Source organism: Trichococcus flocculiformis (assembly GCF_900113645.1).
Taxonomy (GTDB): domain Bacteria; phylum Bacillota; class Bacilli; order Lactobacillales; family Aerococcaceae; genus Trichococcus; species Trichococcus flocculiformis.
Genome location: NZ_FOQC01000023.1, coordinates 24,138 through 37,129, shown reverse-complemented (window position 1 = coordinate 37,129; position 12,992 = coordinate 24,138). Strand labels below are relative to the sequence as shown.

Below are 12,992 nucleotides of genomic sequence, written 5' to 3'. Positions count from 1 at the left end.
ATGAGATTTCCCATCACTTTAAGTGAGTAAGACCCCTGAGAGATGATCAGGTAGATAGGTTGGGAGTGGAAGTACAGCGATGTATGGAGCGGACCAATACTAATCGGTCGAGGACTTAACCAATTTTTAAAAAGAAGAAAACTCAAGCGGTGTTTTCGGGTTCCCTTTACTTTTGTAGATTCAGTTTTGAGAGAACAATGTTCTCTAATTAAAAATGTGCGGTGACTATGGCAAGAAGGTCACACCTGTTCCCATCTCGAACACAGAAGTTAAGCTTCTTAGCGCCGATTGTAGTGAAGGGTTTCCCTTTGTGAGACTAGGACGTTGCCGCGCATTTATATTTATATCATGGAGGTTTAGCTCAGCTGGGAGAGCGTCTGCCTTACAAGCAGGATGTCGGCGGTTCGATCCCGTCAACCTCCATCCATGAGTTATTAGCTCAGTTGGTAGAGCATCTGACTTTTAATCAGAGGGTCGCAGGTTCGAGCCCTGCATAACTCATTTGCGGGTGTGGCGGAATTGGCAGACGCACTAGATTTAGGATCTAGCGCCGCAAGGCGTGGGGGTTCAAGTCCCTTCACCCGCATAATTGAATACGCCGGCTTAGCTCAGTTGGTAGAGCATCTGATTTGTAATCAGAGGGTCGAGGGTTCGAATCCTTTAGCCGGCACCATTCGCGGAAGTAGTTCAGTGGTAGAACATCACCTTGCCAAGGTGGGGGTCGCGGGTTCGAACCCCGTCTTCCGCTTTTTTTTATTTTAATGAAGTTTATCATCATTCATGAAGCACCCATAGCTCAATTGGATAGAGTACTTGACTACGAATCAAGCGGTTACAGGTTCGCCTCCTGTTGGGTGCATTTTTTACAAAATGATCACCGGGAAGTAGCTCAGCTTGGTAGAGCACTTGGTTTGGGACCAAGGGGTCGCAGGTTCGAATCCTGTCTTCCCGATAAATAAAAATAGACGCAGAAATCATTCCGATGATTTCTGCGTCTATTTTTGTATTAACCAACCCCTGTCAGCTTTTCAGATAGAAATATTGCCGTTTTTCACCTTTCAGTATATAATGAGTAACATTCTTCGGTAATCTTGTCGAAGATGTTAGTGAAATATGCTGTTATAAAGGGTCTGCAGAGCAGTACGGATGAGCTTCAAAGCTCTCTTGAATAATTTGCTGTAAAAGCCCTCGGATAGCTCTTTCCATTTGACAGTTATGTAGGAATAGCATAATATAAATATATAATAGTCAAAATTAGTCAGGGGAAGGGAGGCATCCATTCCATGCATGGTCAGAATATGTCAGATATCATCGAAGCATACATCAAAAAGATTCTGAATGCAGAAGAGCAGATTGAAATCAGAAGGAATGAAATGGCGGATCGTTTCAATTGCGTACCTTCACAAATCAACTATGTCATCAATACCCGTTTTACGGAACAGCAAGGCTACGCGGTCGAAAGCAAACGCGGCGGGGGCGGTTATATACGCATCATGAAAGTGAAGATCCTCGATCAAGCAGAATTGTTGGATAAACTTATCGCTATAGTAGGCGAAAGCATCACCCAGAAAGATGCGTTTGCGGTAACCCAAAATCTATACAGTCGCGGGATCATCACGAAACGTGAAGGAAACCTGATGTTGTCGGTATTGGATAAGTCACTTGCCCCATACACAGGCGAACATGAAGAAAGAATACGAGCCTTGCTGTTGAGAAATTTCTTGAACAGCTTGCGCTTTGAATAGATAGCCCGTAGAGGAGGCGTTAAAAATGGATGAATTATTTACAGAAAAAGCCAGCCAAGTATTGTTGTTGGCAACAGAAGAAGCGCACAAATTTAAGCATCAATCCATCGGAACGGAACATATGCTTCTCGGATTAGTCCGGGAACAAGAAGGCATTGCCGGAAAAGTGTTGCGTGGCTACGATATTGATGAGGAAGGAGTCCGCGAAGAGATTGTTCATCTGACCGGTTTCGGTCAAATGAATGCGGAAGACTTCAATGCACCGTTGCCATTTTCTCCTCGGGCCAAAAAAGTCATTATGTATGCGACAAACGAAGCACACAAATTAGGAGTTCCCTTGGTAGGAACCGAACACCTTTTGTTGGGCTTATTGAAAGAAGAAATTCTTGCAGTCAAAATCATCAAAAATCTGCAGATCGATCCGAATTTGTTGCGTAAGTCTCTCTATGAGAAACTGGGCATCAAACAACCAGCCAAACCGGATATGCGTTCAGCCAAAAAGACGGATAAAGTGGAAGAAGGAACGCCGACGTTGGATTCGTTGGCCCGCAATCTGACTGACTTGGCGCGTGAAAACCGGATGGATCCGATCGTTGGACGCGACAAGGAAGTCCGTCGTATCATGCAAATCGTTTCCCGCAGAACGAAGAACAATCCTGTTTTGGTAGGGGAACCGGGAGTCGGCAAGACCGCCATCGTGGAAGGTTTGGCACAGAAAATCGTAGCCGGCGATGTTCCGGACACATTGGCAAACAAGCGCATCATGATGTTGGATATGGGTTCGCTGGTAGCGGGTACGAAATACCGCGGTGAATTCGAGGAAAGAATGAAAAAAATCATTGATGAAATCTACAATGACGGCAATGTCATCCTCTTCATCGATGAGTTGCACACCTTGATCGGTGCAGGCGGAGCGGAAGGGGCAATCGATGCTTCCAACATCCTGAAACCGGCATTGGCAAGGGGCGAATTGCAGACGATCGGTGCCACCACCCTAGATGAGTACCAAAAATATATCGAAAAGGATGCGGCGCTGGAAAGACGTTTCGCACCTATCCATATCGATGAGCCTACACCTGAGGAATCGGTTGAAATCATGCGTGGCTTGCGTTCCCGTTATGAGGAGCACCATGGCGTGGAAATCACGGATGAGGCCTTGAAAGCAGCGGTCCAGCTATCGGTGCGCTACATCACTTCTAGACGATTGCCGGATAAAGCGATTGATCTGATTGATGAATCGGCCGCGAAAGTCCGTTTGGATGTCACACACGGGGATACACCGATCGGAAAACTGGAGATGGAAATTGCGAAGTTGTCGAAAGACAAAGAAGAAGCGATCCTGAACCAGGATTTTGATAAAGCTGCTCGCATCCGCAAACGTGAAATGACGAAGAAGCAGAAATTCCAAAAAATGGTGGAACAACAAGCCCAAACAATCACGCACTACGACCTGAAAGTAACCGAAAATGATGTAGCTGAAGTCGTGGCTTTGTGGACCGGGATTCCTGTCAACCAGATGGAGCAGAAGGAAAGCGATCGTTTGATGAGGCTGGAAAAAGTGTTGCATGAACGCGTCATTGGGCAATCCGAGGCGGTCAGTGCGGTGGCTCGCGCCATCAGACGCGCACGTTCCGGTTTGAAGGATCCAAACCGCCCAATCGGGTCCTTCCTGTTCCTGGGCCCTACTGGAGTCGGCAAAACAGAGCTTGCGAAAACGTTGGCGGAAGCAATGTTCGGGACAGAAGACTCCTTGGTTCGTTTGGATATGTCCGAATACATGGAAAAATACAGCACAAGTCGTCTGATCGGCTCCCCTCCCGGCTATGTCGGCTATGATGAAGGCGGTCAATTGACAGAGAAAATCCGTCAGAAACCGTACTCGGTCATTCTTCTCGATGAGGTGGAAAAAGCCCACCCGGACGTCTTCAATATCCTCCTGCAAGTGCTTGATGACGGTCATCTGACTGATTCAAAAGGTCGGAAAGTCGATTTCCGCAATACGATCTTAATCATGACCTCCAATTTAGGGGCAACAGCTTTACGTGATGAGAAGTCAGTCGGATTCGCGGCTAAGAACCTCAAGCATGACTATAAGGCGATGGAGAAACGTATCCGTGAAGAACTGAAGAACAGTTTCCGCCCGGAGTTCCTGAACCGTATCGACGAAACGATCGTCTTCCACTCATTGGAGAAGGACGAATTGCATGAAATCGTTAAATTGATGGCGAACAGTATCGTGAAACGTCTGAAGGATCTCGATATCCATGTGCGCATCACGCCTGCAGCCATCGATGTCATCGCAAAAGCTGGATTCGATCCGGAATATGGTGCACGTCCGATCAGACGCGCAATCCAAAAAGAGATCGAAGATAAGTTGAGTGAAGAAATGCTGAGCGGCTTGATCAAATTCGGCGACACCGTTACGATCGGCGCCCAAAAAGGCACGATCCGGATTGCCGTGAAGCCCGCTAAGCAGGAAAACAAAGACAAAAAAATTCCCGTAAATTCCTAAAAGTGGCGTGTCCACATTTGGCAGGCAGGGTTATTGTTCGGCTATCGCTACCGTTTGTGCTAAAATACAGGTACAGAAGTTAGAGGAGGGAACAAACAAGATGAAGAATTCTAAAAAAGCATTGTTGATCGGTTTGGGTGCTACAGCAGCGATTGCGGCAATTGCAGCAGCTTTGGCATATGAGGAAGAAGCAGTGGACAAAATCGGCTCCTACTTGAACCGTCAGCGCATGAAAAATTTTGTGAAGGATCATCTCAAGGGCAGCCAAAAGTTTTTGAAGGCAATCGAGGATTTGACGGATGATGAAATCGATGGATTCTTGCGTGTTGTCGACAGAGCAGGCGATTGGAAAGAGTCAGCAATGGACCTATTCTCTGATTTTAAGGACAAGGCCGGCGATGTAAAAGACAGCGTAGGCGATAAGTTGCATAGATAAGAATGTTGAAACAAGGATTGTCTCATCTGCAGACAATCCTTTTTTTTGTGCGGTATTCTGACAGATGTCCGATAAATAGGAAGAATCGGACGACCGGAGCCACGGTATCCTAGTCGCTTCTCCATGGAGATCTAATCGACATTTTTCCGGCAAGTAACGTGCTTTAAAAAGGAAAAACGGCTGTCCCGATGTGGGATAGCCGTTTTTTAGTTGTTGGGTATCCCCGCGACCGCAGTAATGGCGAGATATGCCAAGGCCAGGTCATCCATGTTCTTCAAGGACAAGCCGGTCGCATCGAAAAAGCGATCAATCCGATACTGAAGCGTATTGCGATGCAGGTAAAGGTCAGCAGCCGCTTTCGACAGGTTTCCTTGGTTCCGCCACATGGCTGTAATCAGTTCGTCCGTGCCGTCGCTGGATCCGATCGTAGTCTGCAAGGCTTGCAGTACTGGGTTTTGGCTTCCTGATTCCGAGATGAAGTAAGGGAGCGCGATTGCGGCAAGCGTTGTGATCTTGTTGCCTTTAGCGATTGTTCGGCTGGCCGCAAAGATTTTCCTCTCCTCTTCGAAAAGGAGCGGCAAGCGGGCATCGACAGGCCACCTTTGGCCGAGGTAAAGGGTTGTGCGCAGGCTGAAGTCGTCATCCAGAATATCGAGCACCGCCGCCAGTTCGTCATCGATGCAGTAAGGCTCCGGGCTGTCGAGGATGAATACGCCGCTTTTGCTATTCAAAAAGAAGCAATCGCGGACAAGTGGCAATGTCTGGCTGAAAGCATCGAGCCACAGTGCTTGATCGAAAGAACCCGCATCCTCTTCCCGATAGGAAAGGCTGAACTGGAGCAATTGGGTCTGCGCTAGTCCAGAGGGTATGTCGGTTTTATGGCCCAACAAAAACTGTGCCCAAGGATTTTGCGGAATTTCGGATGTCTGGTCCTCGTTGAGCAGCAATTGCTTCAAAAGTGCTTTTTCGCGGCCATTCAGCGTGTGTTCTGGGATATGTACCCAACGGCTCTGAAAAGGCAGGGTGAAGTAAGTTGGCCCGAGACTGGGCGCAGTTGTGATTTTTGCTTCCGGGAATAATTGTTGGAGTTCGTTTTGATTCAAACCGTCACCTCATTTTTCGGGATAGCCTGTCGTTTGCAAGGCCTTTTTATCTATTTTAGCACTATTATCGCTTATTTGCGCGAAAAAAATAGGAAACTGGCCATCGTCAGACAATGAGGGATTTTCAATGTAAAGATAATGTCTAATTATTTTCTTTTAAGGTAAAATGGAGATTGGAATCAAAGAGACAAGGAGGCTACACAAAAAGATGTTCAGTTTACTATTGGCAATCATTTATCTTGCTTTTATCAGTTTAGGCTTGCCTGATGCATTGTTGGGTTCCGCTTGGCCGACGATGTACAGGGAATTCGGTGTGCCGGTTTCTTATGCTGGGGGTATTTCAATGATCATCGCGGTGGGAACCATTGTGTCCAGCTTGCAAAGTGACCGCCTTACGCGCAGGTTCGGGACAGGCAAAGTAACTGCTGTGAGTGTTGCTTTGACCGCGACCGCTTTGTTTGGTTTCTCCATGAGTCAGTCCTTTTGGTCGCTTTGTTTATGGGCCATTCCGTATGGGCTGGGTACCGGCGGAGTGGATGCATCGCTGAATAATTACGTTGCTTTGCATTATTCCAGCCGGCACATGAGCTGGCTTCACTGTATGTGGGGAGTCGGTGCTTCGCTGGGACCGTATGTGTTGGCGTACGCTTTGAACGGTGGAAATCGTTGGAACATGGGCTACAATTATATCGCTCTTGTTCAAGTCGCCTTGACAGCCGTGCTCTTGTTCAGCTTGCCACTTTGGGGAAAGAAGCGTGCGGATTTTTCTGAAAAGGAAGGCAAGGAACAAGGAACGCATGGGAAGGCCCTCTCTTTGCAGCAGATCATCAGGATCCCTGGAGCGAAAGAGATCATGATCACTTTCTTCTGCTATTGTGCCTTGGAGCAGACGGCAGCGCTTTGGGCAAGCAGCTATCTTGTCCTACATAGAGGGTTATCCGCAGAAACGGCTGCTGGTTTTGCGAGTTTGTTCTTTATCGGAATTACCGTCGGGCGGGCAATCAGCGGGTTTTTGACCATGCGGTTCAATGATGCCGCCATGATCCGTTTGGGACAAGTGTTGATAGTGGCAGGCGTGTCTGCCTTGATGCTGCCATTCGGCGAAACGACTGCGTTGCTGGGCCTTCTGTTGGTCGGACTGGGTTGTGCGCCTATTTATCCGTGCATCATCCATTCCACCCCTGAATTGTTCGGTGCCGATCGCTCACAGGCAATCATCGGTGTGCAGATGGCAGCCGCTTATGTGGGGATTTTGATGATGCCGCCCGTATTCGGCCTGATCGCCGATCATATCACTGTTTCCTTGTTCCCCCTCTATCTGGGCGTCATCTTATTTGTTATGATTATGATGCATGAGGCCTTACTGAAGAAAAAACAAGCAAGTGAAATGTCACTTACTGAGATTGAAGAAGCATAAGGGACGAGGTATGGGAAGATGGATGAGTTGAAGGAACAGTATATGCGGGAAGCCATCAAGGAGGCGGAAAAGGCTGCGGCCATAGGGGAAGTGCCGATCGGAGCGGTGATCGTCTGGAAAGGCGAAATCATCGGACGCGGTCACAATGAACGCGAAGTGACGAATGATGCGACGACGCATGCGGAAATGACGGCGATCAGAGAGGCCAATGCATTCAAGAAGAATTGGCGGCTCGAGGAAGCGGAGCTCTATGTGACCTTGGAGCCTTGCCCGATGTGCTGCGGCGCGATCCTGTTGTCGCGGATCAAGAAAGTCTATTATGGTGCATCCGACCTGAAAGGCGGGACGGCTGGTACGCTGATGAACCTGCTCCAGGATGAACGTTTCAACCATCAGAGCGAGGTCGAACGAGGTGTGCTGGAGGAAGAATGCCGGACGCTGCTGCAGGATTTTTTCCGGGCGCTGCGCAAAGAACGTAAGGAAAAAAGCCGCAAGCATCTCCGCGAACACATGCAGGAAGAAAAAAAAGGCTAGCTTTTTATTTTTGGCTATGGTATGATAAGAAATGCCGAAAGGCCTTATGGCAATGGCGATCTTATGAATTGAGTCAGATCCGGAAGGAAGCAGCTATAAGTAGGTATCGCCATGTGCTGTAAGTTAATATAACTTATACAAAGAAGCAGGAAAAACCGTTTTGTCGGTTCTCCTGCTTCTTTTTTGAATCGAATCATTTCGAAATTCCGTTCAATCTTCACCGCTCATAATGGAAGGGGAAAAAGACTTTGGAAGAGAAAATAGTGGACAACAAAGAGCTGGAACTCAAATATGTATCCGGCAAAGGTGCGTGGACCTATCATATTGAAGTCCCGGACACAAAACAAATCAGTGGACCATGGGGAAGCATCAAAGTCAGAGGCACCATCGACGGCTATGGCTTTGGGGTGATGAACCTGATGCCGCTGCGGGATAAAAATGCGATCATGTCCATCAATGCCAAAATCCGTAAATCAATAGGGAAGAGTGGCGGGGACAAGGTAGTGGTGACGATGTGGCTGTTGGATGCTGAGGAGCATATTCTGGGTAATGACATTCTGGCTCAGCATTACCGGTGAGATGCTTGCTTCTTTACAGAGATTGGATTGAATCGGTAACGTTCCCAGTTTCTGTTCGCGAAAAAATGGATGAACAAAAGAATTTAATTCCTGATTAATTTGATTTTCTGGTAAAATATTCGTCATAAGACATCCCTCTTTCGTATGTGTTGTGTGCTAACTGCATTTTACAAAGTAGAGGTGTCTTTTTGCGTATATTTTTGATATTGAGGGTTTTAAAACAAACCTTGATATATCAATGGATTAGATAGATCTTTCAAGTGCGAAAGTCGAGTTACTTAGTTTTCTTGATATTCTCGATCTGTACCTTTAGATCTTTAATTTCTTTTTCCTGAGTGGTACTGTCAATGCTTAATCTAATCACAGCGATCGAAAGAAGTATGATTGCTAAAATATCAGCATTACTTAGGAAAAAGCCCAGAGCAGAGCGTAATAACTCCATTTTATCCCTCCTTACCTATTGTACATATAGTCATCAAAACCTAATGAAGCGGGAATTCCAAATGCGACTGCAATTCCTGCCATCCACCAACCGCCATTTGGCTTATATTGTTCTTTTGTTAGCATCCCTCTTGTATGTAACTGCCTGGCAGCGTAGTATCCAGCTTCATACATCCCTCTAGTCACAGCCATAGCTGCTGCAATGGTCGCTAATACTGTGCTCATGGCAGCGCGGGTCTGTGGTCTACGATTATAATAGTCCTCAAATTCAAGAACCAACTGGTCTCTATTTTGGGAAGTCACAATTTTACCATTGAAAAATGAATATAGATCATCCGCAAGGGCACTGTTACCATTGCTCCTAATAGTATCGACTACGGTCATAAAGTGCTGATTCCTTTCATCCAAAAAGTAGCCTTCATTTTCTTGAAATGAAGATTCAGATTGAGTTTGGCTAGCGAATGCTTGTGCAGTAGGGACAACCATGGTCCCTAACAAAGACAGTATTGAAGATAATACTACTATTTTTTTATTTCCATTTCTACCACTCCTTTTGTTTGTTACAATTAGTATGAAGCTATTTTGCTTCATTATCTATCAAAACTCTTTGACAAAAGCGCAATTTTGCTTGTCAAATTTCTTTTGCAAGTGCTTGTATATCAATGCATACGGAGGTAGTTACGGGTATGAACCACATTCTGAAAAAATTAAGAAAAGAGCATCATTATACGCAAGAAGATTTAGCTGTAAAGCTTCACGTCTCTAGACAAACAATATCAAACTGGGAAACTGGTAGAACAACCCCAGACATTCATTCCATAAAATTGCTTACCGATATCTACGGTTCTGATCTGTTAACTATTTTTGATGCAAACGATCCGGAGCCTCATTCCGATGAGCACCCAATAATCCAGAATGAAGCAGTCAAAAATGATCGATTGACAAATTTCTTTGTTATTTTTCTGAACTTCATTTCAATGTTCATTCCTTTGGCGGCTATTCTTTCTTTGTATATTGTGATGCAGTGGAGAGAGAAGATTCCAGCAATATTATTCAAGATTTCATGTGGATACCTCACTATTATTTCATCTATTAATGTATTTGTTCTTATAGCTGTGCTCATATATTTCTCTACCTAGTGGTGCAAGCGGTACTAGTATGGTGAGCACCCTTGCTTTGCAAAAAAGAGCCTCTCTTTTTTTGAAGAATGAAAAATGGCCGTACTCTGAATAAGAGTACGGTCATTTTTAGTGATGAACAAATCTATTTTAACCCTCGCTGACGATGATCAAAACATTCCCTTCCTCCAATTCGGAGAAGTATCCTTGCATCTTGCGTTCTTGCTCTTCTTCCTGTTCCGGTGTCAGCTGCGGATAAGGATGCTGAGGGGATGGCTCGAAAAGGGCTTCCTCATCGAAAGACGGGTAGAGCGGGGCGAGTTCCTTCCAATCGAAGTTCTCATCCTGTCCGGTTTCGGTGATGACTTCAATGCCGGTTTCTTTTGTCAGCCGCTCTTTTTTATCCGAAGCGTTGGTGACCAACAGGAGATCGGTTTGTTTGTGCCCTTTTTCGAGGAGTGTTTTAATGGTTGCCTCCACAGCTTCAACGGTCGGGTAAGAACCTGCCACAAATTTTGGCATATCACATCAGTCCTTTCATTTTCTATGGGTTAAAGAGCTGTTTGATGAGTCGATCAGGAAACCGTTACTCGTCCGCTTCTTTTGTGATGATGACGATGCTGCCGCTCTCGATGGCGGCGATGCGGTCGGCAAGAAAGTCCGTACCTCCGGGGAAAGTCCCGGTCTTTTCCTGGAAATGTTCGTATTGCTTCAGGTTGAACAGATTGTTGACCTTTTCCAGCAACGAATGGCTGGAAAAAATCGCGCCGTCTGCGCCGCGAAGGTCCCAATTCTCCAAGATGGCTTCCTGGTAGGCATTGTTCGTCACCAATGTGATCTGCTCTTTCGTATAGCCTTTTTTATGCAGTTCCTCTACAGCACGTTTGCATTCCTCAATGGAATGGACGCTGGTCTGGATGATGTAAGTCATGACGATATCCCCCTTCTCAAGAGAAAAGAAAGCGTTCTCTTTCTTCTTGAGTATAAGCCTTCCGTTCAAAAAAGACAACAATCGTCCTGTGAGCAAGGTTCTGTATAATCAGTCCTGATTTTGTCTGAATACCGCCACTCGGGACCATTTTTCTTTGTGCAAAATGTGCACATTGCGGATGAGTTCGAGCGGAACCCATGCTTCGCCGATCAGGATCTCATCCTCGCCGCAATAGCCTTTAAAAAAGCCTTCAATGGACTCAGTTTGGCGCCCGAAGCGATCCTTTTGGTTCAGTTGGACCGAGAGACGGTGATTTTTTTTCAAGGCCTCCGCCAAGGTTTCATCGATTTCGGAAGGGCTCATCTGCGGGAGGATCGGGATGTCCTTCACGGCTTCCGCTTTTCCTGCAGAGATGGACTTCACAAGTTCATCCATCGCGTAGGCCGTTACCCATTTGATCATGCCGCGGTCATGGTAGTCGTTGTAGTCCTCAAACACCTTATCCGTCCGTTTTCTTGGTTCTTTCAGCATTTTCCTCACCTTCCTCCAATCCGGCCATGCCGCCCGCGTGTCCTCCTACCAATGAGCTACGCGCAATTGCACGGCCGCCTTCCAATAGGCTGACTGCCCGCACGAGTGAGCGGAATCCGTATTTTTTGCGGATCGAATCGACAATCAGATCCTTCTTTTGCTCGTTTACTTGTTCATCAGGCTCCTGAAACAGGTCCAGCTGCAGAAAATCCGTGTATATCAGATTTCCGGCACCCACGCCGACGTTCCGGATCGACTGGTCTTTGTAATGTTGGTCAAAAATCATCAGGATATGAGCCACCAACTCACTGGATGCGTTGGTGGGCGGGATTTTCAGCTGCTGATGGAAGCCGGTCCGGCCCAGCTGATCGATGTAGTTGATGCTGTAGCCGATGCTCAAGCTCACAAGCTGGGCCTTGGCTCCGGATTTCCGCAGGCGCGTCGCCACCTGGTCAGCCATTTCAATCAGGACGATCTCGATTTCGGAGCGCACCACATAATCCTTGTTGAGCACCTGTGAATTGCCGATGGACTTCGAGCTAACTTTGACTTTTTCCCCCAGAAAGCTGCGGTCGATCCCCCAACTGTGAGCATACAGCTGCGCGCCGATGACGCCGAGCTTGCTCTTCAAATAATAGTAATTGGTGTGCGCCAAGTCATGGATTGAGGAGATGCCCAACTGGTTGAGCCGCAGTTGGGTCCGTTTGCCGATGCCCCAAAAATCGGTCATGTCCGGGATTTTCCAGACGGTATCGGGTATATCCGGATAACGCCATTCCGCGATCATATCCGGCTGATGCTTGGCCGCGTTATCGAGCGCCAACTTAGCCAGCAGCGGGTTATCGCCGATGCCGATTGTTGTGTAGATGCCGGTCGTCTGCAATACGTCGGCCTGGATGAGTTTGGCCATTTCGTAAGCCGAGTTTTTCCCGAAAAGTTTCTGGGTACCGGTGATATCGACAAAACTCTCGTCAACTGAATAGACATGGTGATTGTCTTCATCCGCATACTTCTTGTAGATGTTGTTGATTTCAGTATTTTTCTGCATGTACAACCGCATCTGTGGCGCTGCAATCACCAGTCCCGGCGGATAGGGGAAGGGCAAGTCCCTGGCCCGGCTGATGTTCGAGATCCCGTAAGCCTTCTTGGCGGCCGGGGAGGAAGCCAAGATCAATCCGCTGCCGCGCTCTTTCGGATCGGCTGAGGGATAGCTCATGACAACCAACTTTGTTTCGAGCGGATGCAGCCCGCGCCGCACGCATTCCACGCTTGCATAGAAGGATTTGCAGTCGATGCAGAGAATATCGCGGCTGGGTTCCTTCGCATAATCAAAAACCAATTCCGTTTCATACATAAAAATCGTCTCCAATCTCTATGTCCCTATTATACGAACGTGTGTTTGGTTTTGTAAAGCGAACAGTGAAAAATATTTTTGGGAAATGATAAAAGAAATATGAAAAAACAGGGAAGCTCCCCAAAAGGAAGTTTCCCTGTTATATATGTTAAAAATGCTGAACCATGATCTGCACAATCCAACTCATGCATATAAGTGCAAAAACGCTTATACCACAAAACATACTGATCCGGTTATTTTGTTTGATTGCTCCCAATGTCATAGCTGCGCTACTGAATATCAGAAGTAGATG

14 protein-coding genes, 7 tRNA genes, 2 rRNA genes and 1 other RNA gene are annotated in these 12,992 nt (G+C 46.8%); 17 read left to right on the top strand and 7 right to left on the bottom strand.

Translation table 11 applies throughout. From position 1 onward, the window contains the following. The 12 genes from BMZ71_RS09055 to BMZ71_RS09000 form a co-directional block, all read left to right on the top strand. Positions 1-123 (top strand): 23S ribosomal RNA (locus tag BMZ71_RS09055); the annotation flags it as partial. Positions 124-217: 94 nt separating this feature from the next. Continuing rightward, positions 218-333, top strand: a 5S ribosomal RNA gene (rrf, locus tag BMZ71_RS09050). Between the two features lie 17 nt (positions 334-350). Next, positions 351-423, top strand: a tRNA-Val gene (locus BMZ71_RS09045). Positions 424-428: 5 nt separating this feature from the next. Beyond that, positions 429-501, top strand: a tRNA-Lys gene (locus BMZ71_RS09040). 3 nt (positions 502-504) lie between these two features. Continuing rightward, positions 505-586: transfer RNA gene (locus BMZ71_RS09035), tRNA-Leu, on the top strand. An 11-nt stretch (positions 587-597) separates the two neighbouring features. Further along, positions 598-673: transfer RNA gene (locus BMZ71_RS09030), tRNA-Thr, on the top strand. A gap of 3 nt (positions 674-676) precedes the next feature. Next, positions 677-748, top strand: a tRNA-Gly gene (locus BMZ71_RS09025). 37 nt (positions 749-785) lie between these two features. Then, positions 786-859, top strand: a tRNA-Arg gene (locus BMZ71_RS09020). 19 nt (positions 860-878) lie between these two features. Beyond that, positions 879-952, top strand: a tRNA-Pro gene (locus BMZ71_RS09015). Positions 953-1,283: 331 nt separating this feature from the next. Continuing rightward, complete coding sequence (locus BMZ71_RS09010; protein WP_086989528.1) at positions 1,284-1,745, top strand: CtsR family transcriptional regulator; 462 nt, start codon at positions 1,284-1,286, stop codon at positions 1,743-1,745. A 25-nt stretch (positions 1,746-1,770) separates the two neighbouring features. Further along, a complete protein-coding gene (locus tag BMZ71_RS09005; RefSeq protein WP_086989529.1) occupies positions 1,771-4,257 on the top strand; it encodes an ATP-dependent Clp protease ATP-binding subunit in 2,487 nt (828 codons plus the stop codon). 100 nt (positions 4,258-4,357) lie between these two features. Then, positions 4,358-4,693 carry a hypothetical protein gene (locus BMZ71_RS09000; protein ID WP_068562199.1) on the top strand — a complete coding sequence of 112 codons (336 nt, stop codon included), beginning with the start codon at positions 4,358-4,360 and terminating at the stop codon, positions 4,691-4,693. 206 nt (positions 4,694-4,899) lie between these two features. Here BMZ71_RS09000 and BMZ71_RS08995 read toward each other — a convergent pair whose 3' ends face one another. Further along, a complete protein-coding gene (locus BMZ71_RS08995; protein WP_086989531.1) occupies positions 4,900-5,796 on the bottom strand; it encodes a PucR family transcriptional regulator in 897 nt (298 codons plus the stop codon). A 208-nt stretch (positions 5,797-6,004) separates the two neighbouring features. Between BMZ71_RS08995 and BMZ71_RS08990 the strand changes: the two genes are divergently transcribed. The 4 genes from BMZ71_RS08990 (at position 6,005) to BMZ71_RS08975 (ending at position 8,325) form a co-directional block, all read left to right on the top strand. Continuing rightward, on the top strand, positions 6,005-7,213 hold the full coding sequence (locus BMZ71_RS08990; RefSeq protein ID WP_086989533.1) for an MFS transporter: 1,209 nt from the start codon (positions 6,005-6,007) through the stop codon (positions 7,211-7,213). 18 nt (positions 7,214-7,231) lie between these two features. Then, positions 7,232-7,747: a tRNA adenosine(34) deaminase TadA gene (gene tadA, locus BMZ71_RS08985; RefSeq protein WP_086989534.1), complete on the top strand. Its 516-nt coding sequence runs from the start codon at positions 7,232-7,234 to the stop codon at positions 7,745-7,747. 41 nt (positions 7,748-7,788) lie between these two features. Beyond that, positions 7,789-7,875, top strand: an RNA gene (ffs, locus tag BMZ71_RS08980) — signal recognition particle sRNA small type. Between the two features lie 120 nt (positions 7,876-7,995). Continuing rightward, positions 7,996-8,325 carry a DUF1905 domain-containing protein gene (locus tag BMZ71_RS08975; protein ID WP_086989536.1) on the top strand — a complete coding sequence of 110 codons (330 nt, stop codon included), beginning with the start codon at positions 7,996-7,998 and terminating at the stop codon, positions 8,323-8,325. A 274-nt stretch (positions 8,326-8,599) separates the two neighbouring features. Here the strand turns inward: BMZ71_RS08975 and BMZ71_RS14905 are convergent, their stop codons facing one another. Continuing rightward, the gene (locus BMZ71_RS14905; protein WP_177187563.1) at positions 8,600-8,767 is read right to left on the bottom strand and encodes a hypothetical protein; all 168 of its coding nucleotides are present in this window, start codon (positions 8,765-8,767) and stop codon (positions 8,600-8,602) included. Positions 8,768-8,778: 11 nt separating this feature from the next. Then, positions 8,779-9,357, bottom strand: a complete 579-nt coding sequence (locus tag BMZ71_RS08970; RefSeq protein WP_086989538.1) for a hypothetical protein — start codon at positions 9,355-9,357, stop codon at positions 8,779-8,781. Positions 9,358-9,452: 95 nt separating this feature from the next. Between BMZ71_RS08970 and BMZ71_RS08965 the strand changes: the two genes are divergently transcribed. After that, a complete protein-coding gene (locus BMZ71_RS08965) occupies positions 9,453-9,905 on the top strand; it encodes a helix-turn-helix transcriptional regulator (RefSeq protein WP_245734410.1) in 453 nt (150 codons plus the stop codon). Between the two features lie 129 nt (positions 9,906-10,034). Here BMZ71_RS08965 and BMZ71_RS08960 read toward each other — a convergent pair whose 3' ends face one another. The 4 genes from BMZ71_RS08960 to BMZ71_RS08945 form a co-directional block, all read right to left on the bottom strand. Further along, complete coding sequence (locus tag BMZ71_RS08960; protein WP_086989542.1) at positions 10,035-10,406, bottom strand: general stress protein; 372 nt, start codon at positions 10,404-10,406, stop codon at positions 10,035-10,037. A gap of 64 nt (positions 10,407-10,470) precedes the next feature. After that, positions 10,471-10,815, bottom strand: a complete 345-nt coding sequence (locus BMZ71_RS08955) for a general stress protein (protein WP_086989544.1) — start codon at positions 10,813-10,815, stop codon at positions 10,471-10,473. A gap of 108 nt (positions 10,816-10,923) precedes the next feature. Beyond that, positions 10,924-11,346: a hypothetical protein gene (locus BMZ71_RS08950; protein WP_086989546.1), complete on the bottom strand. Its 423-nt coding sequence runs from the start codon at positions 11,344-11,346 to the stop codon at positions 10,924-10,926. Then, positions 11,315-12,700, bottom strand: coding sequence for a Y-family DNA polymerase (locus tag BMZ71_RS08945; protein ID WP_086989548.1), 1,386 nt, complete (start codon positions 12,698-12,700; stop codon positions 11,315-11,317). Before BMZ71_RS08945 ends, BMZ71_RS08950 begins: the two co-directional genes overlap by 32 nt. Positions 12,701-12,992 lie beyond the last annotated feature (292 nt).